Source organism: Shimia abyssi, assembly GCF_003014475.1.
GTDB lineage: Bacteria > Pseudomonadota > Alphaproteobacteria > Rhodobacterales > Rhodobacteraceae > Shimia > Shimia abyssi.
On sequence record NZ_PYGJ01000003.1, the window covers coordinates 132159 to 159061 of the forward strand.

The following is a 26903-nucleotide window of genomic DNA, read 5'->3' on the forward strand; positions in this document are numbered from 1 at the left end:
TAGGCGCTCCGCTGGATCACGGTTGCGACAGGAACAGGCGTTGACGTTCGCGCGTGGTGCGAACACATTCGGGCCATGAATTTTACGACACGTATCACCCGACTCCCCCATGCATTTGATCCTGACCGCGGCGTTGAGGCGCGCGAGGCTGTGCCCGACCTGAAAGGCGATGAGGCCAAACTGGTCGAAGGGGCAGGTGGGTCGAGCCCATTTTTGAAATCTCTGATCGAGAAAGAACGGGACTGGTTGCCCGGTGCCATTGAGGACCCGGAAACAGCGGTCAGCGACCTGTTTGAGGTTTTAAAAGAGGTTGCACCCGACAAATTGCCCAGTGCGTTGCGGATGGGCAAACGGCGGGTGGCGTTGATTTCGGCGTTGGCCGATCTGGCTGGGGCGTGGGAGTTGGAAAAAGTGACCGGTACGCTCACCGATTTTGCCGATCTGGCCAGCCAGTTGGCGATGCAGGCGACCATAGGAAATGAGATCCGGCGCGGCAAGCTGCCCGGCGCGACCGAGGATGACATTCCAACCGGTGGGGGCATGGTCACGCTGGCTATGGGCAAGATGGGCGCGCATGAGCTGAACTATAGCTCAGATATCGACCTGATCTGCCTGTTTGATGAGACGCGTTTTGCCCCGGACGACTATCACGACGCGCGCGCCAGCTTCATCCGCGCCACGCGGCGTATGGCGGCGATGTTAAATGATATCACCGGCGAGGGTTATGTATTTCGCACTGATCTGAGACTGCGTCCTGATCCCGGTGTCACCCCAGTGTGCATGGCGATGGAAGCGGCAGAGCGATATTACGAAAGCCTTGGCCGCACATGGGAGCGGGCGGCTTATATTAAGGCGCGCCCGTCAGCGGGTGACTTGGCGGCGGGTCAGCGGTTTTTGGATGCGTTGACCCCGTTTGTGTGGCGCAAACATCTGGATTTCGCGGCCATTCAGGATGCCCATGATATGCGTCTGCGTATTCGTGAACATAAGGGTTTGGGCGGCGAGATATCCTTGGCCGGACATAATATGAAACTGGGCCGTGGCGGCATTCGAGAGATCGAGTTCTTTACCCAGACGCGGCAATTGATTGCGGGCGGGCGTGACCCCTATCTGCGGGACCGCCACACCGTGCCTGCGCTGCGAAAGCTGGCTTCCAAGGGATGGGTGCCCCAGGAGGCAGCGGAAACGCTGGCCGATCACTATCGGTTCCATCGCGAAGTTGAACACCGCATTCAGATGGTGAATGACGCGCAGACCCACCAATTACCAAAGTCTGATGAAGGGATGCAGCGCATTGCCTGTTTGATGGGACGTGATCTGGGTGGGTTGCAGGACGAGCTGCGTGACCGGTTAAGCGAAGTCCACACTTTGACCGAAGGGTTCTTTGCGCCCGAAGAGCGTGGCGCTATAGAGACACACGCGTTTGACGAGGATATCTTGCGGCGCTGGCAGACATATCCTGCACTACGTTCGGAGCGCGCTGTTGAGATATTTAAGCGGTTGCGGCCGGAAATCCTGAAACGGCTGTCCAATTCCGCGCGACCAGATGAGGCGCTGGTGGCGTTGGATGGCTTCCTCAAAGGGCTACCCGCCGGTGTGCAGTTGTTTTCGATGTTTGAGGCCAATCCGCAATTGGTGGATTTGTTGATTGATGTTGTCGGCACCGCGCCCGAACTGGCCCGGCATTTGTCACGCAACTCTGGTGTCTTTGACGCGGTTATCGGGGGTGCGTTTTTCTCGGACTGGCCGGGAACGGATGCGTTGGTTGCGGAATTGGCGGATGTGTTGGCGCGGGAGGGCGATGATTATGAGAGCAAGCTTGATACCGCGCGTCGCTGGGCCAAGGAGTGGCATTTCCGGATCGGTGTGCACCATCTGCGCGGGTTGATCTCAGCGGAGCAGGCGGGGGCGCAATATGCGGATCTGGCTAATGCCTGTGTTACGGGGCTTTGGCCGGTTGTGGGCGCAAACTTTGCGCTGAAACACGGACCGGCGCCGGGGCGAGGGGCGATTGTGCTGGGTATGGGGTCGTTAGGGGCGGGCCGGCTAAATGCCGCGTCTGATCTGGACCTGATTGTGATTTACGATGCGGATGGTGTCGATTTTTCCGAAGGGCGCCGCCCATTGGCGGCACGGGCCTATTACGCGCGATTGACGCAGGCGATGGTCACGGCGCTGAGCGCGCCGATGGCGCAGGGGCGGCTATATGAGGTGGATATGCGGTTGCGACCTTCGGGGACGCAAGGGCCCGTGGCGACGTCTGTTGCGTCGTTCCGAAATTATCAGGCGAACGAAGCCTGGACGTGGGAGCATCTGGCGCTGACGCGGGCGCGCGCGATTGCCGGAGAGGCGACATTGATGGCCGAAGTGGAGGAGTTTCGCGTAGAAATACTGTCTAAGCCACGGGATCAGGGCGCGTTATGCGCCGATGTACAGGAGATGCGCGCGCGGATTGCTGCGGCCAAACCGCCCAAGAGTGGCTGGGATGCCAAGATTGGTGCTGGTCGGATGCAAGACGTGGAACTGGTCTCGCAGACCGGTGCGTTGATGGCGGCGCAGCCCAAGCGTGGGGTTATTGAAGGTATCCAAGCCGGTGTCGTTATCGGCTGGCTGGATGCCGCGGGGGCGACAGCGCTTTGCGAGGCGTATGGGCTTTTCTGGAAAGTGCAAGTGGCCTCGAAGCTTTTGACGGGCGAAGCGATTGACCCTGCCGCCATTGGCGCGGGTGGAGAGGCATTCTTGTTGCGGGAGACCGGGGCGGAATCGCTGGAGGGGCTGGAGCGGCAAATGCAGGAGTGCGCGACGCATGCGGCTCAGGTAATTGATCACGCGCTATCAACCGATGGCGGTCTAGGAGACTAAGGGAATGCGGGACGGTTTGGACCCAAAAGGGCTTATTCGCGAAAGCTTTTGCATTGACGGTATTACAGATGCGGAATGTCGGTCGATTTTTTTGGACTGGGCGCTTTCGTTGCCGGACGGGACCGACCAGCGCGCAGCGCTTGCGCAATTGGTGGAGCGCTACGAGAGCGAGAACAAGGACCATCCGATGCAAGTGATTCTGCGCGATGGATTGGTTCAGATGCAGGCCCCGCGACGGCGTGGCGGCTGGCGGAGCCGACCGCGTAGCTGAAGGAACTCTTGCAATTGAATGCTGCTCCTAAGGTTGCAACGCCCGGTACGGGCTTGGTCCATAATAGTCGACCATGAGCGTTTGAAAGCCCTAAAATTCAATTAAAACTGGCTGAATTCCCCTGAAATGAACCGCCCGTGTCGCAATCTCGCCCCAATTCGCGAGCAATTTCATCTCACACAGTAGAGGGCAGAAGCCCCGAGGAGATGGACATGAAGCATGTTCGAATGATTGCAGCACTGACGCTTGGCCTGGGGATTTCGGCGTGTGCATCCGTGGACACCGCGACACGGAACGCGCCTTTTGAGAGTACACCTTCTGAAATCGCGGCGCCTGCGCCGTCGTTTCATCTTGCTGAAATGAACGTAAGCGTGCCGACCACGTTGAAAGTTTCGGAAGCAAACCGCTTTCTGCCAAATGCTGATATCGTCTGGCGCGGTGAGGCCTATGGCAACCGCTATGATCAGGTGAAATCGATTTTTGAAGACAGCGTCGCCCTTGGTGGTGGTACGTTGGACGGCGTATTGCCGGTAAATGTCGAGATCGTCGTCACCAAGTTCCACGCATTGACCGAAAAGACACGCTATAGTGTTGGCGGCGTGCACGGGATTGAGTTTGTGATGACCACCCGCGACCCGCTGACTGGCGCGGTCCTACGCGGTCCGAAACACATTGTTGCTGATCTGGTCGGCTATGGTGGCTCTAAGGCGCTTCAGGCCGAGGCGCGCGGGTTGACCCAGAAATATCGGATCACGCAGCATCTTGCGCGCGTTGTGCGCGACGAGATGAGCCTACCCGAAGGGTTCCTGCCTCCGCCCAATGGCGTGACGGCGCGGGTTGTTCCACTGTCACCGGTACAGCCGCTCTGAGGACAAGGGCCAAGGGCCTTTTCACCAGAGACTGAAAGCTTTAGGAGGGCGGCATGAATATGTCGTCCTCTTTGCCTGTGATCCGCCTGAAACCCAAAGCTAACGCGCGTGCCATTCGTCATGGTGCGCCTTGGGTTTATGATAATGAACTGGTCACAGACCGCCGCACCAAGGGATTGACCCCCGGTGCGCTTGCTGTTCTGGAAGATGCCGATCGTCATCCGCTGGCGATAGTGGGCGTTAATCCGTTGTCACGGATCTTTGCCCGTGTGTTGGATCGCAATCTGGATGCTACAATTGATCAGGCGTGGTTTGCGGCCAAGTTTACACGCGCGCAAGAGATGCGCGACCGGCTGTTTGGCGCGCCTTTTTACCGGCTGATCCATGCCGAGGCCGATGGGTTGCCGGGGGTTGTTGTCGACCGGTTTGGCGACGCGGTTGTGATCCAGCCAAATGCGGCCTGGGCCGAGGCGCTGCTCGAGCCGATGGTGGCAGCACTGGTCGAAGTGACGGGCGTGTCTTGTGTGATCAAAAACGGTTCAGGGCGCGCGCGCGGTCTTGAAGGGTTGGACGAAGAGAGCGTGGTATTGGTGGGCGACGCGCCGGAGGCGCCGGTTCCGGTGGCGATGAATGGTGCAACCTATATGGCGGATCTGACCGGCGGGCAAAAAACCGGGTTGTTTTACGATCAGCGGCCAAACCATGCCTTTGCCGCCAGTCTGTCAAGGGACGCGCGGGTGCTGGATGTGTTTAGTCACGTTGGCGGGTTTTCTCTGGCAGCACTGGCCGGCGGCGCGACGTCAGCGGTGGCCGTGGATGGATCAGCGGCGGCGTTGTCGCTGGCTGAGGCTGGTGCAAGGGCTGCCGGAGTGGAAGCGAGGTTTGAGACACGCAAGGGTGATGCGTTTGATGTGTTGACCGCGCTTAATGAAGAAGGGTCAAAGTTTGATGTGGTGATCTGTGATCCGCCCGCATTTGCGCCGTCCAAGCCCGCGTTGGAAAAAGGGTTGCGCGCCTATGAGCGGGTGGCGCGGTTGGCAGCTCCGCTGGTGGCTGAGGGCGGGTATCTGGGCCTGTGTTCCTGTTCACATGCGGCGGATTTGGCTAAGTTCCGCACCGCGTCGGTACGCGGGATCGGGCGCGCAGGACGGGCGGCGCAATTGATCCACACCGGGTTTGCTGGGCCGGACCATCCATTGATGCCGCAGCTGGCCGAGAGTGGTTATCTTAAATCGTTGTTTTTCCGCCTGTGATGCGAGCGCTGCTGGACACATGTGTGATCTACCCCACGGTGATGCGTGAGGTATTGCTGGGCGTGGCCAAGACAGGGGCGTTTCAGCCGATTTGGTCGGCGCGTATCCTGGAAGAATGGGCGCGGGCGGCGCGCAAGATCGGACCAACCGGTGAGGCGCAGGCGCGCGGAGAGATTGCGCTGGTGCGCGCGGCGTGGCCCAAAGCAGAGGTAACGTGGAAACCGTCGCTGGAGGCGCGTTTATGGCTGCCTGATGCCGACGATTGCCATGTGCTGGCGGCGGCCATTGCCGGATCGGCGGATGTAATCGTGACGATGAATGCCAAGGATTTTCCGCGCAATGTGTTGGCGGAAGAAGGACTGGAGCGGGTTGATCCGGATGCATTGTTGCGCCGCTGTTGGGACAGTGCGCCGGAGGCGGTTGAGGCCGTTTGTGACGCCGTGCGTCAAGAGGCAGAGCAGCTTTCGGGCAAGGATTGGGCGATGCGGGCCTTGTTGAAGAAGGCACGTTTGCCAAAATTGGCGAAGGCGGTTGGGTGAGAGTGCTTCTCAAGTTCTTAGGGGCTTTCCCGATGAAATGGAAAGGATGAAGATGTCTGAGTATCTGTTTGAACCTGAACAGGTTTTTGGAATTGAGTTTGTGGGAGAGGCGGCGATCTATCCGATTCGTCGGATATTTTGTGTTGGACGGAACTATGTAGCTCACGCGGCCGAGATGGGTGGCGAAGTGGATCGCGAGGCGCCGTGGTATTTCACCAAATCCCCGGCAAATGCCGTGTTAAGCGGTGCTGAGGTAGCGTATCCGCCCGGGACGTCGAACTATCACCACGAGATGGAGTTGGCGTTTTCGTTGGGCGCGGACGTGTTTCGCGCCACCAAGGATGAGGCGCGAGCAGCGATTTTTGGATATGGCTGTGCGCTGGATATGACGCGTCGTGATCGGCAACAGGATGGCAAGGATCACCGCCGCCCGTGGGATCTGGGCAAAGATGTAGAGAACGCCGCCGTGTTTGCCCCGATGACGCGGGTCGAGGGGGTTGAGCTGGCGGAGCAGCGGATTTGGTTATCCGTTGATGGCGAGATCCGGCAAGATGCGGATCTGGGTGAAATGGTTTGGAGCCCGGTTGAGATCATCGAGCATTTGTCGCGGTATTATCATCTTGGCCCCGGAGATGTTGTGATGACCGGAACACCGGCGGGCGTGGGCGCGGTGGAACCTGGGCAAGTGATCACAGGGGGCATCGATGGATTGACGCCGATTTCACTGCAACTTGTTTCCCCCGAGTAACTGGCGCAAAGCCCTGTTTGTGAGGGGCTTTTTGCCAATCGAATTCGCGACGTGTTGATTGGTTTTTTCTAAGTCGCCCTTGCGTCGGGCGTAAAAGGCGGCATTCTCCCTGCGAAAGAGTATGGGGGAGTGTGCAATGGGGATCAGGTTTTTCTCGGATAAGGACAGACCGGTTCACATGGGGCCTTACCCGCTGGAGCGGTTGGCGCGTGGCGCGATGCCAGATCTGGGGGCTGTGCCCGGTGATGCGCCGTTAACCTTTGCGCGCCCTGAAAGCCCCGAAAGCATCGTGAATGCGATGGGTGAATTTCAGGCGATGATGGATGCCATTCGCGACGGGCTGGTCAACAAGGTGCAATCCGAGGTGCCAGTAGATCCGACCGAGCGGGCCGATCACCTTAAGGCGTTTGGATATTTCAACGATACATCGATGGTGGGAATTGGGCCGGTGCCATCTGAGGCGATACTGGACGAGCCCCGTCGTAATCCCGACATTGAGCGGCTATCTCATGCCCTAAAAACGAGGCAAACCAAGACCTTGGCCAGCGGAATTGATGTGATCATGGCCGAGTTGAAGGAAAGCATGGAGGCGCCACCAAGCGGAATTGACGGACAGAACAACGCGATTGTTTTTCTTGTGGAACATTGGCGTGATCCGGAACGCGGCGAGCCGGGCAGTGATTGGATTTTGGATGCGCAAGATCACCGCGCCTGTTTGCGTAGCACTGAAACCGCGGTGGTGATTGCCAACTACATTCGCTTGTTGGGGTTCAACGCCAAGGCCCATACGGCCACGTCAAGTGATGTGGATATGAACCGGCTGGGTGTCGCTGCCGGACTGCTGAGCGCCGACGAAGGCGGGCCAGTCGCGCCGTGGCTGGGCACGCGGTATGGGCTGGCTGTGGTGACGACGGATATGGAGCTGACCCATGACGCGCCGCTAAAGCAGATGGCAGAGCAGCCGTGGTTCAAAACGCAGGGGCCAGCGTGGTGGATGGGTAAGGGGTTTGCCAAATCTGCGCTCAACCAAGACCCGTTTCGAAACCGTGATTATGTCAATGGTGCACATCCGTTCGAGCGGCTGAAACGGGTCGAAGAGACGACAACCTTTATCGATGAGGCGCGTGTGGCACGGGTGCCCAAACGCGCGGATATGTTTGCGCGAGCACAGTTCGGTGACATGGGTAAGGCGCTTCAGGATGGGGCCAAGGGCGGATATTATGCCCGAAAAGCCGCGCCGAGTTTTGCGCAGCGTCGGGCGCTGGGGGCGTTTGTTTTGTTGCAAGATGGCGAGTCCGCGAAAGTGGAAAAGCCAACGGATTCAGAGCGTAACGCGGCGAACCTAAAAGCGGCGACTTACTTTCTGGGCGTAGATGCAGTGGGGCTGAGCCGGTGTCCGGATTGGGCGTGGTATAGCCATGACGCGACTGGTGCGGAGATCAAGCCGCCGCATGATCAAGCGGTGAGCATGATCATTGATCAGGGCTATGAAACCATGGAGGGCGCAAGCGGGGATGACTGGATTTCCGTGGCACAATCGATGCGGGCCTATTTGCGGTTTTCGTTGCTTGGCGGAGTGATCGCGCAGCAGATCCGCAACCTGGGTTACAAGGCCAAAGCGCATACTGTGATGGATGGCGAAGTGTTGCAGCCGCCGCTTTTGTTGCTGAGCGGTTTGGGCGAAGTCAGTCGGATTGGTGAGGTGATCCTGAACCCTTATCTGGGGCCGCGGCTGAAATCCGGGGCAGTGACCACGGATATGCCGATGGAGCACGATCAACCTATTGATTTTGGTTTGCAAAATTTCTGTGAGAACTGCAACAAATGCGCGCGTGAATGCCCGAGTGGGGCGATTACAGCTGGGCCGAAGCGCATGTTCAATGGCTATGAAATTTGGAAATCGGATAGCCAGAAGTGTGCGACCTATCGCATTACCACGCCGGGTGGGGCGATGTGTGGGCGATGCATGAAGACTTGCCCGTGGAACCTTGAAGGGTTGTTTGCCGAAGCACCGTTCCGTTGGACCGCTATGCATGTTCCATCTTTGGCCGAGCCGCTGGCAAAGCTGGACGATATGGTTGGAAATGGCGGGTTGAACGATGTCAAAAAATGGTGGTGGGATATCGAGCTGGAGGCAGACGGGGCCTATCGACCAAGTAAACACCCGCTTAACCGACGGGACTTGCAGCGGGATTTGGATCTGAAATACGAGGATCAGACACTAGCGGTTTATCCGGCACCGTTGGCACCGCATCCGTGGCCGTACCCGTTCAATATGGATCGCGAAGCGGGGATTCAAGCATATGAATCAATGGTTTCTGCGGAAGAATACAGACGGCGGATCGCGGACGGTGATCTGTCGGTGGTGCATCGCTATCAAAACGAAGGCGACGCGCCGGTGGTGCGCGTCGAGGTGTCCAAGGTTGAGAAGATGACGGCGGATGTGACCAAGTTTGAGTTTTCGACTTTGGACGGTGCGCCTTTGCCGGAATGGACAGCTGGTGCGCATCTTGATGTGCTGGTCGCGCCAGAATTCCTGCGCCAATATTCGATGTCAGGTGATCCAAAGGATCGCGAGAAGTACCAGATTGGCGTGTTGCGCGAAGATGAGGGTCGCGGTGGGTCGCAGTTGATGCATCGTATCTTTAGCGAAGGGCGCAAGGTATTCATATCGAAGCCGATCAACCATTTTGAGCTGGTCGAAAGCGCAACCAAAACGTTCCTGATGGGCGGTGGCATTGGGATCACGCCAATGATCGCCTTTGCGCACCGCTTGCACGATATGGGCGCAGAGTTTGAGCTGCATTACTCAGCCAGCCGCAAGGACGGGGCCGGGTATCTGGATGATTTGGCCTGTGTGCCGTGGGCCGACAAAGTGCGCTTTCATTTCTCGGATCAGGGGACGCGGGCGGATTTGGACGCGGTGTTGGCGGGATATGCCGAAGGGTGGCATGTGTATACCTGTGGGCCAGATCGGTTTATGGACGGCGTCATGGAAGCGGCAGAGCGTCAAGGCTTTCCAGAAGAGGCGCGGCATCTGGAATATTTTAGCGTGCCGGAACAGCCGGAATATGAGAACCACGACTTTACCTTGCGCTTGAAGGATGGTCGGGAACTACTTGTTCCGGCAACCAAAATTGCAACTGATGTGCTGATCGAAAATGGTGTCCATGTGGATGTGAAATGTTCGGATGGAATTTGCGGCGTCTGTAAATGCGGGCTGGTTTCGGGCGAGGTGGAGCATCGGGATTTCGTATTGTCCAACAAACAACGCGAGACGTCTGTGATCCTGTGTCAGAGCCGGGCGACGGAGCCGGATGGTGTGATCGAAGTGGATTTGTAAGTGCGGACTAAAGCGCGCCGGTTCTGGCGATTTCGACAATGGATGTGAGAACCGCATCAGCCGCGACAGAGGCGAGTATCATGCCCATGACACGGCTGATGATCGCGGCACCTGAATGACCAATCAGGCGAATAATCGGATCGGCCAGCAGCATGAAGACACAGGCCACCGCAAGGACAGAGCCCATGATCGCAGCGGTGATGGCCTGATCAAGGATTGCCACCTCGTTGTTGTCGGTCAGCATTACGATGGCCAGCATCGCACCGGGCGAGGCTAGTGACGGCACGGCAAGGGGGAAGATGGCGGGTAAGGGCTTGTCGCCTTGTTTTTCGGCAGTGTCTGTCGCGTGGAGATCGGTTTCGGATTTCGCTTCGCCAAAGATCATGGTGAGAGCAAACAGGAACAGGATGATGCCACCTGCGACCTGAAAGGACAGCAGGCTAATGCCGAGCGCGTCGATCAAGATCTGCCCAAGTACGAGGAAAAACAAAAGAATACAGGCGCTGACGATGCTGGCCATAAACGCTGCGTTGCGTCGTTGGGTGGCCGTCATAGCAGCGGTCACGGCGATAAATACGGGGATTGTTCCAATTGGGTCGATCACGACCCACAGGGTGACAAAGCGGTCCAAAATATCCATTGCCCCACTCGATCACGGTTTGCTATCGCTGTCATCTGTTTAGTTTGCGCGCGATCTTTGATCTACAGGGCAATCTTCGCGGAGACGGCTTGTGCGATAATGCGTTCTTCGTCTGTTGGGATGACATGGGCGGCAAGCCGGCTTGCGTGGGTCGTAATGCGCGCTTCGGAGATATTGTTGGCGTCTGTGTCCAGTTGCGCGCCGAGCCATGCGCAACCGTCGACGATGCGCGCGCGGATCTTGGCGCTGTTTTCGCCAATGCCGCCAGTAAAGACCAAAGCATCGAGTCCGCCCATCGTGGCCGCAAGTGCGCCGATTTTCTTGCAGGCCTGATAGACAAAGAGGTCAACAGCCTCGGCCGCGGCGGGGGCATCGGATGCGAGCAGATCGCGCATGTCCGAGCTGATGCCGGAGACCCCCATGAGGCCAGAATTGCGGCTAAGCATGTCTTCGACCTCGGCCACGGACATGCCAAGATCGCGGAGCATGTAAAAAATCACGCCCGGGTCAAGTTCGCCACAGCGACGGCCCATGACAAGACCATCTAGCGCGGTGAAACCCATGGTGGTTGCGGTGCTTTGACGGTTTTTAAGCGCACACATGGAGGCGCCATTGCCTAAATGGGCGATTATGACACGCCCATCAGGGTTATCGAGGTGATTTTCGAGCTGCGTTGAGACGTAGTGATAGCTGAGGCCGTGAAATCCATAGCGCAGCACGCCACCGTCAGTGAGGCTTTGCGGGATGGCAAAGAGCTGGGCAAGGCGGGATTGGGTGCGGTGAAATGCTGTGTCGAAACAGGCGATCTGGGGAATGTTGGGCCAGCCACGCGCGACGGCATGGATGCCCGCGAGGTTGTGGGGCTGATGGCCGGGAGCGAGCGGGGCAAGGGCCTCAAGGCGGGGTATGATGTCAGGCGTGACGTGGGTGGGGCCGGTGAAGTCTTGCCCGCCATGTACAACCCGGTGCCCGGCGGCCACGATGGTATGTGTGGGAAAGCTCGCGCTTAGGTGTTGTGTCAGCCAGTCGAGGATGTCGCCATGGGTGGCGTCTGCGGAGACGGGCAGGGATTGGGTTGCGCCATCGGCAGAGTGGGCGGGGCCAAGGCCGATGCGGTCAATCTGGCCCTGAGTGATGCGCGGGAGGTCGGGGCCGGTGCCATATAGCGCGTATTTGATCGAGGAACTGCCAGCGTTCAGCACAAGGAGAGCGTTGCTCACATCAGGTCCTTTCCGAGACGTTCGTGTACGAGGAGCTGGGCGAGAGCGGCTGAGACGAGACGTGACAGTGTACCGTCAGCGCGGCTGGTGAGCATGATGGGCACGCGTGCGCCCAGCACCAGACCGGCAGAGGACGCGCCAGCGAGATACATCAGCTGCTTGGCGATCATGTTTCCGGCCTCAAGATCAGGAGCGATCAGGATGTCAGCGTCGCCTGCAACATCCGATTTGATGCCTTTGGCCTCGGCGGCTTTTTTGGACACGGCGTTGTCAAAGGCGAGGGGGCCGTCGAGCAAGCCACCGGTGATTTGGCCACGATCTGCCATCTTGCACAGGGCTGCGGCCTCGACCGTGGAGGGGATTTTGGGGTAGATGGTTTCAAGCGCCGACAGGATAGCAACCTTTGGCGCGTCCACCCCAATGGCATGGGCCAATTCGATGGCGTTTTGCACGATGTCGGCCTTGGTCATCAAGTCGGGGAAGATGTTGATAGCCGCATCTGAGATCAGGAGCGGTTTGGGGTATCGCGGTACGTCGAGCACAAAGACATGGGTCATGCGGCGTTCGGTGCGCAGCCCGTTGGTTTTGTGAACCACAGCTGACATGACTTCGTCTGTATGAAGTGCGCCTTTCATCAGCGCTTGGGCGCGGCCTTTGTGCACGAGGCCAACGGCAAGTGCTGCGCTGTCATGTGAATGTTGCGAGGGGAGAATTTCGAGCCCATCCAGCGATAGGGCTGCATCTATCGCTGCGGCGTGAATGCGATCTGGTGGGCCGACGAGAATTGGCGTGATCAGCCCCTTGTCCCGTGCAGCGATGGCGCCGGTCAGCGAGTTGGTGTCGCAAGGATGGACTACAGCCGTGACGATGGGATCAAGTGGGGCGGTCGCCTCGAGCATCTTTGGGAAGCTGTTTACGTGCGTATTGGGGTCGTCCAAGAGCGGATTCCTTGCGTTGGATAGTGCCGTGCAGCGTTATCCTGACAAGAGAGCGTGTCAACCGGGTGACATGCCATTGGCCGCGCGATTATTTGAACGGAGCGAAGTTGCCCCAGTCACGTTGGGAAAACAACAGTGGCGATCCAGAGTTCAGCGCAACATTGGTGACCTGTCCGACGACAATTGTGTGATCTCCACCGTCATGGGCGGCGTACTGACGGCATTCAAACCGCGCAAGGCAGTCATCCAAGAGCGGAACGCCGTTTAGATCCGGCGACCAATTCACCGTTTCAAACCCATCGCTGCGTCGTGCAAATTCGAGCGCGAGATCCTTTTGATCGTCCCGCAGGACGTGGATTGCAAAATACTGGGCAGCGGCGAAAAACGGGTAGCGCTGCGAATTTTTCGCGGGGCACCAAAGAACAAGTGGCGGATCGAGCGAGATTGACGAGAAAGAATTGGCTGTCATGCCAATTGGCCCGGTAGGTGACGGGATCGTCACAATCGTGACGCCGGTTGCAAAACACCCCAGCGCGTCTCTGTAAAGACGCTGGTTGTCCGCCGTTGGATCAAATTCGGGGGCCATATTCATGCGTGTCCTGCGTCTCTTTGCTGCGCCGCGTACCTGTCGATCAAATGCGGTTTATTGGCTCATCTTGCAAGGGTCTGATGGGCAGCTGACCACAGATTGTGGGCGTTGAGACGCAGAAACCGAGAAGAAAGGGTGTCATTTTGGTGCCCACGATCCCGAATAGTGTGCTTGGCAGCGTCGTTTGAGGCGACAATTGCGGTCAAGATATTCGGGCGTCAGGGGGTAATCAAAGTGACACCGGGGATGCGTTCAATCTGAAACACATCTTCGTCGTATGCTTCGGTCAATGTGTCGATCAGGTCTTCGGACCAGCCAGGGATATCGAGCTCTTCCTCAAGTTCCTCTTCAAGTGCGAATTTGTCGAGAAATGCCGCCACGACGCGGCGCTTTTGCATCTCGGTCATGCCGGGATGGCTGTCAACATAGTCTTTGAAGCGCGACAGACCTTCTTGGGACATGATGTTCTTTAGAAGGTCGTTTCCACCTTCAAGCACCACGGTCGGGTCAAGACCCGCCATTTCGCGCATGACCTCTTCCCAGATCAGGGGGGTATCCTCGTTGCACCAGACCGTTACGGGCGCATTGGGCAGGGTTTGGCGAATGCGCATCACAAGTTCGGACCAGCGTAGCGACAGTGGCACGGTACCACCAGTTAGTTCGTCTAGCGATTCCTCGGGCGTGCCGTCCAAAAGAGCCGGCAGGAAAGTGGCGGGGTCGCGGATGGCGAGAAATATTTCGATGTCTTCGCTGTGCAGCAGTTCGACAAGCTGCTGAAGGCGTTCGCTCGCACGTGGGTAGAACTGGCCTTGGCGGATGGCCTGTTTGGGGACACCAAAGAAGTGGCTGTTGGACAGGACCATGCGATCCGGTGATCCGCCGCGCGACAGGTCGTCGAGCAACGCTTCTCGGGTGCCCGGCGGCAGCGAGGAATCTTTGGCCTGATTGAGTAGATCGCGCAGGGGGCGGCGATAAAAACTGGGCGGCGGCACCTCTATCCCACGGGCGCGCAGCATCTCGGTATTTTTTCCGAGGCTTCGGATCAGCCTGTCATCGTCTGTGAACTGTGCCCCGACATGAAGTGCAACCTGCATGATTTTCTTGCTATTCCGCTTGTTTTTGATGGGGTCATTATATCTTGGTTTCTGGACAGTGAAACCAGATTCAGGCAATTGAGATGACATGAGACAGAATGAGTCCAGTTTGCGCGCGCCTGCGCCTCGCCGCCTGAGCATCAGCCCGTGGTCAATTGGCGCGTTGGTGATCGCAACTGTCGTGGTTGCGCCCATTCTGGCGGTGTTCTGGATGGCGTTTCATCCCACCGATAATATCTGGCCGCATCTTTTGTCGACGACATTGCCGCGGTATTTGCGCAATACCCTAGTGCTGATGATCTCGGTCGGGGTGTTTGCTGCATCGATTGGCGCGGTCACGGCGTGGCTGGTGACCCGGTACCGGTTCCCCGGTTCAGGCTGGATTCAGTGGGCTTTGTTGTTGCCATTGGCGATCCCTGCCTACGTCGGAGCCTATGCGCTGGTGGATTTTCTGGAATACGCTGGACCTGTGCAGACAGGATTGCGCAGTCTGTTTGGATGGCAAACGTCGCGCGATTATTGGTTCCCGGAAATCCGGTCGATGGGGGCAGCGGTGATTGTGCTGTCGGCCGCGCTGTTCCCTTATGTTTACATTCTGGCGCGCGCGGCCTTTCGCGAACAGTCGGCAGGCGGTGAGGATGTTGCGCGCTCCTTGGGGGCAGGGGCCTTGCAGCGGTTTTGGCGCGTTGGCCTGCCTATGGCGCGTCCGGCGATTGCAGCAGGCGCAGCCATCGTGATGATGGAAACCGTGAATGATTTTGGCACGGTGGATTATTTTGCGGTGCAAACGCTGACAACCGGCATTTTCAGCGTTTGGTTGGAAAGCAACAACGCAGGCGGGGCCGCGCAGATTGCGACTGTTGTTTTAGTTTTGGTGATCTTTCTGGTCACTCTAGAGAAGACCAGCCGCCGAAAAATTCAGTTCTTTAGCCTGACCACCCGACACCGCCCACCAGCGCGTGTGCAATTACACGGGGTCTGGGCATGGTGCGCGACGCTGGCTTGCGTGGTCCCATTTGGCGTGGGGTTCGTGTTGCCGATCAGCGTGATCCTCAGCCATGCTGTCGATAATGTGCCTAGCTGGAGCGATCCTGCCTTGATCCGCGCATTGTGGAACACGGTACGGGTTGGCGGCATGGCGGCCGTGGTCACGGTGCTGGCGGGTGTGTTTCTGGTCTATGGCGTGCGATTGTCTGGGCGGGTGTTGCCACGGCTGTTGCTGCCGTTAACGACAATCGGATACGCGGCGCCGGGTGCCGTTCTGGCGGTAGGGATATTGATCCCATTGGCCGTGTTGGACCATCGACTGGCCGACGCCATTGAGGCCGTGACCGGTGGGCGGGCTGCGTTGATTTTGACCGGGTCAAGTTTCGCGTTGGTGCTGGCGTATTGCGTACGGTTCTTTGCCATAGCGCAGGGTGCGGCGGACGGTGCAATGGGGCGGGTTTCACCCAGCCTTGGCATGGCTGCTCGGTCGCTCGGGCGGAGCAAGGGGCAAGTGTTGCTGGAAATTTACTATCCGATGATCCGGACTACCATCGGCTCAGCGTTGTTGCTGGTGTTTGTTGATTGCGTCAAGGAACTGCCCGCGACAATGCTGTTACGACCGTTTAATTTCGATACACTTGCCACCCGCGTCCATGACCAGGCAAGCTTGGAGAACCTGGGAGATGCAAGCCCTGGCGCGGTTATGATCGTGCTGGTTGGTCTGGTTGCAGTGGGGTTGTTGGCGCGCGCGAACCAGTAAGTTTCAGGCGCGCCATGTTGTTGCGCGTGAATTAAAAAAGAATGTAAGTTTTGCGCAGAAATTGGTTTGCAACCGGAACAATGAGTGAGTAATAAACCCACGTCGCCGGTTCGGATTCGCAGTGTAACACTCTGAAGTGACCTAGCCGCGAAAATGATGCTGTCAAGGCGTCGTGCCCCTATAGCTCAGCTGGTAGAGCAACTGATTTGTAATCAGTAGGTCCGCGGTTCGAGTCCGTGTGGGGGCACCATTTTCTCAATCATCGAAGTCCAGTGACATCCGATTTAGCCTTGTTTATAAGGCTCTTGTCGAGATCGTTCGTCCAATCCGGTTCTACTGCATCCGGCTGCGTACCCCCAAATTGGGGGTATATTTGGGGGTACGATGAAATTTCGAAAATGAGCGTACCCCCAGAATGCCTCTTAGCGACATAAAGATTCGAAACCTCAAACGAAAAGAAAGACCGTACAAGGTGAGTGACTCTGAAGGTTTGTTCATTCTAGTAAAAGTGAGCGGATCGAAGTCGTGGCGCTTCAAGTACCGGATCGACGGCAAGGAAAAACTGCTGGTGATTGGTGCCTAGCCCTCTGTCAGCCTATCTCAAGCCCGACAAGCCCGTGATGCAGCCAAGGCGCAGCTTGCTAAGGGCATTGATCCAAACGCGGTCAAACAGGAAAACAAACAAATCAGAATGGAGGCACTTGGGCAGACATTCGAAAAAATTGGAGAAATGTTTCTGGAGAAACAGCGCAAAGAGGGCAGAACGAAAGCCACGCTCGACAAGACGTCTTACCACCTCAAACTCGCAAGCCGCGACTTTGGACGTTGTCCCATTACAGAGATCACCGCTCCTATGATTTTGAAGACGCTTCGCAAAGTTGAGGCCAAGGGAAACTACGAAACAGCCCACCGCCTGCGCGCTCGCATTGGTTCTGTCTTTCGCTACGCGGTCGCTAGCGGCATTGCTGAAACTGATCCGACCTATGCCTTACGTGATGCGCTGATCCGCCCTACCCGCGTCCACCGGGCCGCAATCACTGATCCAAAGGCGCTGGGTACGTTGATGAACGAGATCGACAGTTTTGAAGGACAGGCGACTACACGAATTGCACTCAAGCTATTGGCGATGCTTGCCCAGCGCCCCGGCGAGATACGCCATGCGATGTGGCCTGAAATCGACTTTGCTAACAGAGTTTGGACCATCCCCGCCGAAAAGATGAAAATGAGACGCGATCACGTTGTACCGCTGCCTACGCAAGCGATTGAGTTGCTGGACGAGTTGCGCCGCATGAATGGGAATGGTGACTATCTGTTCCCGTCTTTGCGCACATGGAAACGCCCGATGTCAGAGAACACCTTGAACGCCGCATTGCGCCGATTGGGTTATTCTGGTACTGAAATGACCGCCCACGGGTTTCGCGCCTCATTCTCAACATTGGCCAACGAAAGCGGCCTTTGGCACCCAGACGCGATTGAACGTGCCCTGGCGCACGTTGATAAGAATGAAGTGCGGCGCGCATACGCTCGGGGCGATCATTGGGATGAACGGGTGAGGCTTGTTGATTGGTGGGCTGGATATTTGGACGAATTGAAGGCAAGCTAAGTCCAGAGAAGTACGATGACGGCGAATAATGACCCCATCAGATCAAATTGATCGGAAGACACATTCGGAGCGGCTACTCAAAGAAAAGCTGGGCAATTTACCCGATTGGAAAATTCCCATAGTCATCAAAACCGTTGGCCCGTTTGAACCGGAGAATTTCGAGGTCATATTCAGGCGTAGAAACGAAGTTGTTGAAGCGTGCCGACAAAAACTAGCTGACTATACCGATCAGCAATTTATTGAGCTGGTTTCAAGTGATCCGCTTGCTCCAAACACGATTGAGGAAGATTGGAAGCGGTTCAAAGAATCTCAAATCATTAAAATGACTCATGCTGATCCGGCTTGGTATGCTGGTGGTTTCGGGCACCCCGACTATATCGCCGACTTCGAATATTGGTCTCAATCGCCCTTCTACACGAATCATGAAGCTCTGCTTCTTTCGCTCGGCGTTGAACCCAAACATTTCACTGAACTACAGCTCGACAAAATGCGAGATAGAGCTAACAAAGGCATCGATTTATGGCCATCACTGCAGTTCATGCTTCGTCGGCGTGAGCAGTTTGATCGTCAATTCCCCAGAAGAATCAAAAATGGCCGGATCAATCCAAAGGATTTGTTCGCATGGTTTGATTTAATCGGATTGGACGTACCAACGGCGTTCACGTCGAAGTATGTCCAACCCGTCAAGGATCAACATGGCGATCCAGTAGAGCCACTAGCGAAGAAGCCGCATAAACGGGAGCTGGATACGATCGTGCAACTGTTCACTGTTATGGCCATTGAGTACTACGGCTACCGTCCTAGCGACGCTCGCAGTCCTACACCCAAGGAAATTGTCGATGCAGCGGCCAAGATCGGCATTAGCATAGGCGATGACACCGTACGCAAATACCTTCGATTGGGAGCTAGCTTCATTCCTGAAGACTGGGAGCCTGACGAAAGTTAATCGGTTAACGATCAAATTCGATTTAATCCTGCTAAAACAACGGAGAGTGTTGTTGGGTTAGCAGTTCTGTCAATCCCGTACACAGAGGAAACGTTGATGCAGGTTTTGTTCAATCTTCACAAAACGAGGTTGAACACCAATGCACTCTACTACATTCCCAAAAACGGGTTTTGTGCGCCTTGCACAAATTCTTGCGCCGCACGGCCCAATCCCCGTTTCCAAGTCCACATGGTGGGCAGGCGTTAAAGAAGGCCGTTTTCCGCAACCCCAGAAACTCGGTCCTCGCACAACAGTCTGGAAGGTCGCTGACATCCGCGCCTTGTTCGAGGGTGATCAAGATGGCTAAACGCGTGAACCCAATGGCCGTGAAAACTAACACCACGTATGACGTCTTTGAAGCGGCGCGTGAATTGAACGTCACCCCTGCCACAATTCGCAATTGGATCAAGGACGGCATGGAGGCCATGACGTCATCTAAGCCGTACCTGATCTTGGGTTCGGCAATCCGCGAATATCTCCGCTCAAAAAAAGCCGCTGCACGTCGCCCCTTGAAAGACGAGCAGTTGTTCTGCCCGTCCTGCCGCACTGGGCGCAAACCTGTTGGAATGAAGGTCACATTGTCTGCAGTCTCGCCAAAAACAGACATCCTAAAAGGTGTTTGCCAGCGCTGCGACGGCACCGCCACGCGAATGATCTCGCACGAACAGCACCAAACATTCGCGTCAATATTCCGGATCAGCGCAGAGCCAAACAGCAAAGACTAACTGATACCATCACACCTCCCCTAAACTGACACTTCCCTAAAGGACAAAACTGATGAGAAAAGTGAACGAAGAAAACGAACGCATCAAGCGCCGCTATCTCAAGTATTTGAAGACGGCAAAGCGCAAGGACCCCAGCACGGTTCAGAAGGCCTCCGATGGCATTCTGCGCTTTGAAGCGAGCACCAATTACGCCAGCTTCAAAAAGTTCCGCATCGAACAGGTTATCAAGTTTCGAGAGCGCTTGGATGAAGAGATTAGCAAGAAGACGAGCAAGCCACTTTCCAAATCCACAATCTCAAGCATTCTCGCCGCCAATAAAAGTTTTGTCTGCTGGCTGGCTGATCAGACTGGCTACAAGCAGCGCATTCGCCATTCCGATGCCGATTACTTCAACATGGATGCCAAGGGGCAGCGGATTGCAAGTGCTGTCCGGGAAACCCCATATCCTTCAATGGAGATGGCTCGCCACGCGTTCAACTTCATGCCGGAAAGCACGGAAGTCGAAAAACGCAACAAAGCTCTCTTTGCATTCTTCATGTTGACCGGCGCGCGCGACGGGGCGGTCGCCTCTCTTCGCATCAAGCATATCAATATGATCGACGGGTGCGTGTATCAGGATGCGCGTGAGGTGCGCACAAAGAACGCAAAGACATTCACCACATTTTTCCTGCCTGTCGATGAAGACTACTTGACATGCTTCACTGGGTGGTTGAGCCACCTCAAGCAGGATCGTCTGTTCGGCCCAGATGATCCCCTTTTCCCGCCGATAGAAATCAAGGCCATCGACGGCGCGTTCAAAGTGAGCGGCTTGAAGCGCGAGGTCTATAAGAACGCCAACGCCATGCGTAAAACGATCCGGGACGCCTTCACCCGCGCAGACCTACCGCCTTTCACACCTCATGCTTTCCGCAAAACACTGGTGAAATGGGCAGACATACACTACCCAACCCGCGAAGCGTTCAAAGCGTTTTCGCAGAACATTGGCCATAGCAGTGTTGTTACCTCGATCAGCGCCTATTGCCCGGTTTCAATCGAACGTCAGGCCGAGCTGATCAAGAAACGTCGCAGTTCGTAGTCTGGCGTTGTTGCTGACGCCAACTGAAACTAGTTTGAGACCAAAGAGCAGGGATTTCGATGTTTGAGAATGCCTTCAAAAGCATTGACCGCGAGATGCGCAACGAGGATGGGCTAGGGGCGGAACCTTAAACAGGCTAAACCTCTATGGCTGCGTTTACCAAGAGCCGACTTTCGGCAAAATTGGGCTGTGACAGAGTTAAAAACAAAACCTGTCGGTCGGTCACGGCCCAGACCGGACCTTGGACGGGCGGTCGGGATGCTGCAGTCGCAGCCCGCTTAGCGGCCATTCTCGGCGATAGCGAAACCTCGAGTTTTGCGAATGGAATAGGTGCGGACGGAGCGGGCATTGAACTCTAGTTGCGCAATGGTGCTGTATCTCCCAAAGCGGGCTTCTAAGGGGTATGTAACGACAGCTAGTTGCGCGAAATGACTACCATTGACGGCGAATTAGTCCAGTGTAGCCAACTTTATCATATGAGCTGTCACTTGATCCGTTGGATCGAGATCACAGATATTGTTGAACAGTTCAGAAGCGCCTTCTTGGTTGCCAGCCTCAAACATTTGGACGGCCTCGTCGAATTGCCCCAAAGTTGCCAAACGAGACGACTTTGACGCTTCGGGCAGAGCGTCGAGCACCTCATACACTGCGCAAAGTTCTTCACGACCTTTGATCTGCACCGCTGGAATGCGGCGAAGCTTTGCATCGTCTCCAATGGCCTTCGCCACGTCCTCCGAAACGATCATCGGGGTGTCGAATTGTCGTGTCAGGCCTTCCAGCCGGGCGCAAAAGTTCACCGGATCGCCAATGACGTCACATTTTAGTCGTTCGCTGTTGCCGACGGTCCCCAATACGAGATCCCCGGTGTGAACAGCCAATCCCATCTGAATGTTGGGTTGATTGCTTTCCGATTGCTCTCTTTCCAACAGCTTGTGATGCGCCTTGATGCCAGCAAGTACTGCATCCGCTGGCGGACCCGGAAACAGGGCCAAGATCCCGTCCCCTTCAAGCCCGGCGATGAATCCCCCGGCTGCGCGAAACTCCGTGTCGAGGATGTTGATGTATTCGTTCAACAGATCAAAGGCCGGTCTCGACCCAAGGCTTTCTGCGTGTTTGGAAAAAGACCTCATGTCGGCAAACACAACCTGCATATTGGCCTCTACAGCGTGGCCTTCTCGCACTTCGACCAGTCTTTCTTTGCCGAGCGCGCTCAGAAACTCACCCGGAACAAACCGCAGGCTGGCTTCGTGCGCTTCCCTCAACTCTTGCTCTTTTTGCTTAAGGTTCCTTGCGCGTCCCCACGCGCGTATGGCTTCGCGAACGGTGAGTTTTAGATCGCCTTCGCCCCAAGGTTTACCGATGTATCTATAGAGGTTGGCCCGGTTCACCGCGGCGCCTACCGAGTCAGCCGTTGCCTGACCTGTCAAAAGAACGTTTAGGGTTTCGGGGCACAGTTCGTGCACCTTTTCCAGGAACTCCTCGCCGCGCATTCCGGGCATCAACTGGTCGGAAATTACAACGGGAACAAGCACATTCTCTTCGATGAGGTCGCGGAGAACTTCTAACCCTTCTTCGCCCGACTCCGCGATTTCGATCTCGATACCTGTGAGATTGTTGCGAAGTTGTTCCTGAAGGCTTGTCAGAATAATTTTCTCGTCGTCCACGCAAAGCACGGTCGGGGTACCTGCCAAGCCACTTATGATGCGTGCCACCTCATCCATTGGCATTCACCTCCGTATCCGGCTGGGTTGGCTCAGTTGGCAGGTGAACAGAGAATTTTGTGTTGCCCGGAGTGCTTTCAACCGTAATGGAACCGCCGTGCCGCCGCACGATGTCCGCACTGATTGAAAGCCCAAGACCGGTGCCTTCACCAACCTGCTTGGTGGTGAAGAGCGGCTCAAAAACCCGGTCCTTGACCTCTGGAGATATGCCCGCGCCGGTGTCTTCAACGCTGACAATGATCTCGTCAGTGTCTCGTTTCAGTCTGATGGTCAATGAGCCCTGGTAGTCCATTGCCTGAAGAGCGTTGTGGACCAGGTTCGTCCAGACTTGGTTTAGAGCGTCGTGATCTGCAACAAGTGTATTGTCTTCCGCAAAGTCACGATTAACCTGAACACCGCGCTTTATCAGGTTGTGATACAGGGTGAGCACGTTCTCCATGTTTTCTTCGACAGAGCCCGAAACCCACTGGCCGATATTCCCGGGATGCGCATAATTTTTAAGTGCAAAAACGATTTTTGAGGACCGATCAGCTGCCAGTTTGATCGTCTCACAATTTCTGTTCAGGCTCGCAAAGGCACGCAATTGCGAAAAGATCAAAGGCCAGCGATCGCTCTGAACGATGCCCAACTGCTCAGGCTTTAAACTATGAACGCCAATTTCTGTAAGTTCACCGGCTAATTTGCGAGGATTGGCAAGTCCAAGAGCCTCAAGTTGGGCGCTCAGCTCTTTTCTGATCTTGCGCTCTTCCCGTGTTGTGAGGTCGGCGAGAGGCGTCTCAATTGTTCGCAACATACTGGTTATGCCTGCGATTTCCTCTTCGTCATCTATCCGGGTAAGCTCTGGCATTCCCAAAAGAATATTCTTCGTGGATCGGCACATATTGTCATTTGACGCCCGAATTGCGCCGAGCGGCGTATTCAATTCATGCGCAACACCCGCCACCAATTCACCGATTGCGGCCATTTTCTCGCTCTGGACCAACGCCTTTCTCGATCGGTCCAACTGAATATTCCTGCGTGCAAGCTGTATGCTCATCTGACGTCTCAAATGCATGAATATGCTGATCAGGGCAAAGATGGCGGCGGAGACGGCCAGAAAATTCATCGTAAAGAGAAATAGAGGCAGCCTGAGCAAAGCCTCGTCTTCAAACAGATGCAACGGAGGCGGATTGCGCAGTTCGATGAACACAGAGGCCACGGTCAGGAACACAAAGAAAAAGGACCATCTGATCGATTGAGTGCGGTCATTAAAGGATTGCATCGCACTAAGGCATAGCATCGACCATAACATCGTTCCTCCAGACGCGACCAACCCACCGAGCGACCACTGGAAGACGAATGGTAAAAGAATGCTAATAAGAATCTGAACGTTTCTTGCGAGCGAAAAATTCTTGGATCGCTGAAGAACCAGCAAATTTACCGCCGTTATCAATACGTATGCGAACGGTACTGAGCTTTGCAGATGCAGACCAAGAAACGTCGCGACTGACCCCCAGAGAATACCTCCGCCAGACATGACGATTCCGGTGGCAATCAGAAAGCGATGTTGGAGCCGATCTTCGTCTGTGCTGTTGGGTCGGTCCGCAATGGAACCGATACGATCAATAAGGCCAGCCAATTTACCGCAGTCCTCCAATGGAAACGACATTCCTGCGTCTCAGACTGCAACATGCTGAACTCTGCGTCCACCTAAGTTGGCACGTATCTTTGCGGCTCGGGAAGTGTGAGCAGCGCACTGTGGCTTGTGGGTTCCGCTTTCTTTGCATTGCCGACGCTGGTGCATGTTGCAGCAGTTTGCGCATTGGGCTCTTCGCCGTCATCTGATTCTTTTAGTCAGAATTTCTGAGGATGAATGGCCGCTTCTAGTAAATGCGAACGTTCACTTCGCGGCTGCAGAGAATGGCTGGTTCCCGCCCATCGGTGACAAGGGCAAGTGGGGGGCTCAATGCTGAACTTGGTGCCATGTGCATCCAACAGCAGACACGCACCCAGGCGGAATTTGAATGCAGGCGAGCGACGAGTGCGAAAGACGGTGTCCGGGCTTTCGCCGTGCCCGCACCTCGACGCGCTTGCGTTGAGCCGTCACGTAATTGACAAAATTCGGCCTCAGATTCGCTTGATGTCCGCCACATGAGTCACTGGAGGCCAATTGGGCCGACGATAAACATTTTGGAGAAAACATGAAACATCTAGCTGCCGCTGCACTCATCATTCTGCCAACACTTACGTTTGCTGCCCCTCAGAATAACAATACCCCTGCCGACACAATTCATCCAAATATTCACAGCAAAGTAGGCAGGGGAGACGGAACCAACGCCAACCCGAACGGTGCCAACCAAAATGGCGGAAACATCCACGGTATTGCCAACAACCCCGGAAAGAGCGGAAGCAATCCAAATGATGATGGCGTAAAAGGTCAAGCCAACGAACTCGAAACCATGCATGGCGGAATTGGCGATTACAACAAGAACGCCGATTAAGAAGGTTCCACTGTGCTCAATAATTGAAGCTAGCCTTAGCAATCACATTGCAGCTTGTTCATAGATTGTCAGGGTTGCGCTCCGTTGTTGTTTTTCCGGCACGTACCCACGGGTGGACTCGATCAGGGCCTCAGAAGGGGCCTTGATTGAGTCTATATTGCTCTTATCAGACGGATGGAAACCTAAGATTTTGGTTTCATTACCCCTTGCATCTTCCTTTGATTTATTGCGAGAAACGGTCTCCGGGCATTAACCGGCATTCAAGCTTCCGACTTTGGCCTCAATCTCGCCACATTCTCGCCATATAGTGGCGCACAGGCGAATTCGTTCGCCTTTCCACCGGTGACTTCCAACAAAATCCGGGGATGAGCAGCAGACAACAGCCCACCAAAAAACAGGGCGGATACAGGCTAATGGCAACAATCTCATTGACACTCCAACATGTTAACGGTGATCCGTATACATCTGGCGGCAACATCAACATAACAACTGGCACTACATCAGGTGCCATATTCAACGAAGATTCTGGCTCAGTGTCCTTAAGTACCGTTTTGACAAACGACACGGTTACGATTGGAGGCTACACCTACGAATACCAATATCTTGGTTCAGGCGATGTAAGAGGCGATGCCAGCCAACCCGCCGCTTTTGTACGAATAGATTTTGCCCCTTCAGGGTCCACAATTCCAGTTGGCTCGACTTTTGCAATCGATCTGAGTGGTCAACCCGGCGATTCTGACTACCCCAACCTTAAGAACGGGAACACAAAACTAAAAACATCCGAGCTAAACTCATCGTCCACGACTCAATTCCCTGGGGTCCCGTGCTTTACAGCCGGTACATATATCAGAACCCGCGTGGGACCAAAGCTTGTAGAAGATATTGAAGTTGGAGACGAAGTTTGGACGCTTGATCGCAACTTCCAAATGGTGCGTTGGGCAGGAAGTGTCGAAGTCGACGCTGGAGGGCATTTGGCTCCAATTGAATTTGTATCGGGGGTCATTGGGAATCGTAACCCGCTTCGGGTGTCACCGCAGCATCGAGTTCTGGTAACTGGCTGGCGCGCAGAGTTGTATTGCGGAGTTGAACAAGTCCTTGTAGCAGCGAGCCATCTCATTTCAGGAAACAAGGTCAGACGCGTTCCCGGGGGGCGTGTTCGGTATGTTCATCTTCGTTTTGACAGACATGAGATCGTAGAATCTGACGGAGCTTTCTCAGAAAGTCTCTATATCGGAACTGAGAGCCTTCGGACGCTACCTAGCGCCTCCGTACTGGAGTTGTTGGAACTATTCCCAAAGCTTGGACAGAAGGCTAACCTTGAACCGGTGGCCCGTCAGATGGCAAAGCGGCACGAAGCCACATTGATGGCAGCGGCATAAGCCTCGCACAGCAGACCCAGGCACATAACGCAGCGAAGGTCCTTTGTCCGCCCTTTGTGACGGATGCCACACCATTCATCAATGAGCAGATTGGGCTCAGAGCCCGAATTAGCCGCGCATGGCACGAAGGTCCGCTGTTGGAAACAGGCCAAACTTTGCAAAGCCCGTTAACTGCGCATTGCCGACTTTGAAGACCGGCGCAGCGTGGATGCCTGGGCCTTCCGAGCCGTGAATGGCCGCGTTTCTGAAACTAGCTCAACGTCCGAGCAGGTGCAGAGAATTCGCACTTTCCGCCCATTATCTTGAAAAACTCCAGTTTTGCATAAAAACAGTGAAAAATTACCCATAGAGAGGTAGTCGAGATTTTTGGCCAAGGGGTCGATCAAGACACCGGTTTGGTAATGTAAGGAGATGTCATGGCCTGCTACTGTGCCAGTAGCGCCAACATTGTTCATTCAACGGAAGTTGGCGGAAAAATGGGGGGAGCCGGATTTTCGAGTTTTGCAACACAATCTGCCCATATAGACACTCAAGCCCACTTGTGTGCCCCATGACCCGTAAAGTCGCCCCTGACAAATAGAATTGGGGGTACGATTGGGGGTATGCAAGAAATGTGCAAAAAGTTTATTTATATTTATCAGATGCATGACGCTCAAATGTGGGGGCGTGTGGGCACCACTTATTTCATAAAAATCAACGACTTGTTCTCTAATGGTGGGCGGCGGCTCCCATGCATTTAGTTCGTGTCAGTTTATTGTCAGTGTTCTGAGAGTCTCGTTTCACACTCAAGCCCTGCTGTCCCATTGCGGCTGTACGACTTCA

General features: G+C 55.5%; 22 protein-coding genes, 1 tRNA gene and 1 pseudogene. 17 read left to right on the forward strand and 7 right to left on the reverse strand.

Translation table 11 applies throughout. The features are described from left to right. The first annotated feature begins 75 nt into the window (after positions 1 to 75). From CLV88_RS07250 to CLV88_RS07280, 7 genes are all read left to right on the forward strand, one after another. A complete protein-coding gene (locus CLV88_RS07250) occupies positions 76 to 2862 on the forward strand; it encodes a [protein-PII] uridylyltransferase family protein (protein WP_106607729.1) in 2787 nt (928 codons plus the stop codon). Between the two features lie 4 nt (positions 2863 to 2866). Continuing rightward, positions 2867 to 3133, forward strand: a complete 267-nt coding sequence (locus CLV88_RS07255; protein WP_106607730.1) for a hypothetical protein — start codon at positions 2867 to 2869, stop codon at positions 3131 to 3133. A gap of 212 nt (positions 3134 to 3345) precedes the next feature. Next, a complete protein-coding gene (locus CLV88_RS07260) occupies positions 3346 to 4002 on the forward strand; it encodes a DUF6778 family protein (RefSeq protein ID WP_106607731.1) in 657 nt (218 codons plus the stop codon). Between the two features lie 53 nt (positions 4003 to 4055). Continuing rightward, on the forward strand, positions 4056 to 5255 hold the full coding sequence (locus tag CLV88_RS07265; protein ID WP_106607732.1) for an RSP_2647 family RNA methyltransferase: 1200 nt from the start codon (positions 4056 to 4058) through the stop codon (positions 5253 to 5255). Then, positions 5255 to 5794, forward strand: a complete 540-nt coding sequence (locus CLV88_RS07270) for an RSP_2648 family PIN domain-containing protein (protein WP_106607733.1) — start codon at positions 5255 to 5257, stop codon at positions 5792 to 5794. The genes CLV88_RS07265 and CLV88_RS07270 overlap by 1 nt, the downstream gene beginning before the upstream one ends. Before the next feature lie 52 nt (positions 5795 to 5846). Further along, a complete protein-coding gene (locus CLV88_RS07275) occupies positions 5847 to 6542 on the forward strand; it encodes a fumarylacetoacetate hydrolase family protein (RefSeq protein ID WP_106607942.1) in 696 nt (231 codons plus the stop codon). Between the two features lie 136 nt (positions 6543 to 6678). Continuing rightward, positions 6679 to 9885: a reductive dehalogenase gene (locus CLV88_RS07280; RefSeq protein WP_106607734.1), complete on the forward strand. Its 3207-nt coding sequence runs from the start codon at positions 6679 to 6681 to the stop codon at positions 9883 to 9885. Positions 9886 to 9892: 7 nt separating this feature from the next. On the opposite strand, the gene CLV88_RS07285 is transcribed toward CLV88_RS07280, so the two are convergent. From CLV88_RS07285 to CLV88_RS07305, 5 genes are all read right to left on the reverse strand, one after another. Further along, the gene (locus CLV88_RS07285) at positions 9893 to 10525 is read right to left on the reverse strand and encodes a MarC family protein (protein WP_106607735.1); all 633 of its coding nucleotides are present in this window, start codon (positions 10523 to 10525) and stop codon (positions 9893 to 9895) included. A 62-nt stretch (positions 10526 to 10587) separates the two neighbouring features. Further along, positions 10588 to 11745, reverse strand: a complete 1158-nt coding sequence (locus CLV88_RS07290) for an acetate/propionate family kinase (RefSeq protein WP_106607736.1) — start codon at positions 11743 to 11745, stop codon at positions 10588 to 10590. Then, on the reverse strand, positions 11742 to 12683 hold the full coding sequence (locus CLV88_RS07295) for a bifunctional enoyl-CoA hydratase/phosphate acetyltransferase (protein WP_243403592.1): 942 nt from the start codon (positions 12681 to 12683) through the stop codon (positions 11742 to 11744). The genes CLV88_RS07290 and CLV88_RS07295 overlap by 4 nt, the downstream gene beginning before the upstream one ends. Before the next feature lie 88 nt (positions 12684 to 12771). Next, the gene (locus CLV88_RS07300) at positions 12772 to 13275 is read right to left on the reverse strand and encodes a flavin reductase family protein (RefSeq protein ID WP_341477148.1); all 504 of its coding nucleotides are present in this window, start codon (positions 13273 to 13275) and stop codon (positions 12772 to 12774) included. A 215-nt stretch (positions 13276 to 13490) separates the two neighbouring features. After that, entirely contained in the window at positions 13491 to 14366 is an 876-nt protein-coding gene (locus CLV88_RS07305; protein WP_106607944.1) for a hypothetical protein, read from the reverse strand. A gap of 88 nt (positions 14367 to 14454) precedes the next feature. Here CLV88_RS07305 and CLV88_RS07310 point away from each other — a divergent pair, with 88 nt between their 5' ends. The 8 genes and pseudogenes from CLV88_RS07310 (at position 14455) to CLV88_RS07340 (ending at position 20501) form a co-directional block, all read left to right on the forward strand. Further along, a complete protein-coding gene (locus CLV88_RS07310; protein WP_106607738.1) occupies positions 14455 to 16113 on the forward strand; it encodes an ABC transporter permease in 1659 nt (552 codons plus the stop codon). A 174-nt stretch (positions 16114 to 16287) separates the two neighbouring features. Continuing rightward, a tRNA-Thr gene (locus CLV88_RS07315) sits at positions 16288 to 16363 on the forward strand. A gap of 165 nt (positions 16364 to 16528) precedes the next feature. Then, positions 16529 to 16777 (forward strand): annotated as a pseudogene (locus CLV88_RS23300) (Arm DNA-binding domain-containing protein); the annotation flags it as partial. Between the two features lie 27 nt (positions 16778 to 16804). Continuing rightward, complete coding sequence (locus tag CLV88_RS07320; protein WP_243403594.1) at positions 16805 to 17716, forward strand: tyrosine-type recombinase/integrase; 912 nt, start codon at positions 16805 to 16807, stop codon at positions 17714 to 17716. A gap of 28 nt (positions 17717 to 17744) precedes the next feature. Next, entirely contained in the window at positions 17745 to 18662 is a 918-nt protein-coding gene (locus CLV88_RS07325) for a hypothetical protein (RefSeq protein WP_106607739.1), read from the forward strand. A 139-nt stretch (positions 18663 to 18801) separates the two neighbouring features. Beyond that, on the forward strand, positions 18802 to 19008 hold the full coding sequence (locus tag CLV88_RS07330; protein ID WP_106607740.1) for a helix-turn-helix transcriptional regulator: 207 nt from the start codon (positions 18802 to 18804) through the stop codon (positions 19006 to 19008). After that, on the forward strand, positions 19001 to 19426 hold the full coding sequence (locus CLV88_RS07335) for a helix-turn-helix domain-containing protein (protein WP_133169922.1): 426 nt from the start codon (positions 19001 to 19003) through the stop codon (positions 19424 to 19426). The genes CLV88_RS07330 and CLV88_RS07335 overlap by 8 nt, the downstream gene beginning before the upstream one ends. Before the next feature lie 52 nt (positions 19427 to 19478). After that, positions 19479 to 20501 carry a site-specific integrase gene (locus CLV88_RS07340; RefSeq protein WP_106607742.1) on the forward strand — a complete coding sequence of 341 codons (1023 nt, stop codon included), beginning with the start codon at positions 19479 to 19481 and terminating at the stop codon, positions 20499 to 20501. Between the two features lie 449 nt (positions 20502 to 20950). On the opposite strand, the gene CLV88_RS07345 is transcribed toward CLV88_RS07340, so the two are convergent. Both CLV88_RS07345 and CLV88_RS07350 read right to left on the reverse strand, forming a co-directional pair. After that, complete coding sequence (locus CLV88_RS07345) at positions 20951 to 22222, reverse strand: response regulator (RefSeq protein ID WP_165798831.1); 1272 nt, start codon at positions 22220 to 22222, stop codon at positions 20951 to 20953. Further along, positions 22215 to 23870, reverse strand: a complete 1656-nt coding sequence (locus CLV88_RS07350; protein WP_106607744.1) for a sensor histidine kinase — start codon at positions 23868 to 23870, stop codon at positions 22215 to 22217. The genes CLV88_RS07345 and CLV88_RS07350 overlap by 8 nt, the downstream gene beginning before the upstream one ends. Positions 23871 to 24402: 532 nt before the next feature. Here CLV88_RS07350 and CLV88_RS07355 point away from each other — a divergent pair. Then, entirely contained in the window at positions 24403 to 24702 is a 300-nt protein-coding gene (locus CLV88_RS07355; RefSeq protein WP_106607745.1) for a hypothetical protein, read from the forward strand. A gap of 413 nt (positions 24703 to 25115) precedes the next feature. After that, the gene (locus CLV88_RS07360; RefSeq protein WP_165798832.1) at positions 25116 to 26081 is read left to right on the forward strand and encodes a Hint domain-containing protein; all 966 of its coding nucleotides are present in this window, start codon (positions 25116 to 25118) and stop codon (positions 26079 to 26081) included. The last annotated feature ends 822 nt before the right edge of the window (positions 26082 to 26903 follow it).

Bases quoted from the DNA above. Each gene is read 5' to 3' on its own strand.
- CLV88_RS07270 (WP_106607733.1), top strand. From the start codon at position 5,255: ATGCGAGCGCTGCTGGACACATGTGTGATCTACCCCACGGTGATGCGT.
- CLV88_RS07255 (WP_106607730.1), top strand. From the start codon at position 2,867: ATGCGGGACGGTTTGGACCCAAAAGGGCTTATTCGCGAAAGCTTTTGC.
- CLV88_RS07265 (WP_106607732.1), top strand. From the start codon at position 4,056: ATGAATATGTCGTCCTCTTTGCCTGTGATCCGCCTGAAACCCAAAGCT.
- CLV88_RS07275 (WP_106607942.1), top strand. From the start codon at position 5,847: ATGTCTGAGTATCTGTTTGAACCTGAACAGGTTTTTGGAATTGAGTTT.
- CLV88_RS07285 (WP_106607735.1), bottom strand. From the start codon at position 10,525: ATGGATATTTTGGACCGCTTTGTCACCCTGTGGGTCGTGATCGACCCA.
- CLV88_RS07330 (WP_106607740.1), top strand. From the start codon at position 18,802: ATGCACTCTACTACATTCCCAAAAACGGGTTTTGTGCGCCTTGCACAA.
- CLV88_RS07305 (WP_106607944.1), bottom strand. From the start codon at position 14,366: ATGCAGGTTGCACTTCATGTCGGGGCACAGTTCACAGACGATGACAGG.
- CLV88_RS07335 (WP_133169922.1), top strand. From the start codon at position 19,001: ATGGCTAAACGCGTGAACCCAATGGCCGTGAAAACTAACACCACGTAT.
- CLV88_RS07280 (WP_106607734.1), top strand. From the start codon at position 6,679: ATGGGGATCAGGTTTTTCTCGGATAAGGACAGACCGGTTCACATGGGG.
- CLV88_RS07300 (WP_341477148.1), bottom strand. From the start codon at position 13,275: ATGAATATGGCCCCCGAATTTGATCCAACGGCGGACAACCAGCGTCTT.
- CLV88_RS07325 (WP_106607739.1), top strand. From the start codon at position 17,745: ATGACCCCATCAGATCAAATTGATCGGAAGACACATTCGGAGCGGCTA.
- CLV88_RS07340 (WP_106607742.1), top strand. From the start codon at position 19,479: ATGAGAAAAGTGAACGAAGAAAACGAACGCATCAAGCGCCGCTATCTC.
- CLV88_RS07360 (WP_165798832.1), top strand. From the start codon at position 25,116: ATGGCAACAATCTCATTGACACTCCAACATGTTAACGGTGATCCGTAT.
- CLV88_RS07345 (WP_165798831.1), bottom strand. From the start codon at position 22,222: ATGGATGAGGTGGCACGCATCATAAGTGGCTTGGCAGGTACCCCGACC.
- CLV88_RS07350 (WP_106607744.1), bottom strand. From the start codon at position 23,870: ATGTCGTTTCCATTGGAGGACTGCGGTAAATTGGCTGGCCTTATTGAT.
- CLV88_RS07320 (WP_243403594.1), top strand. From the start codon at position 16,805: ATGGAGGCACTTGGGCAGACATTCGAAAAAATTGGAGAAATGTTTCTG.
- CLV88_RS07250 (WP_106607729.1), top strand. From the start codon at position 76: ATGAATTTTACGACACGTATCACCCGACTCCCCCATGCATTTGATCCT.
- CLV88_RS07310 (WP_106607738.1), top strand. From the start codon at position 14,455: ATGAGACAGAATGAGTCCAGTTTGCGCGCGCCTGCGCCTCGCCGCCTG.
- CLV88_RS07355 (WP_106607745.1), top strand. From the start codon at position 24,403: ATGAAACATCTAGCTGCCGCTGCACTCATCATTCTGCCAACACTTACG.
- CLV88_RS07260 (WP_106607731.1), top strand. From the start codon at position 3,346: ATGAAGCATGTTCGAATGATTGCAGCACTGACGCTTGGCCTGGGGATT.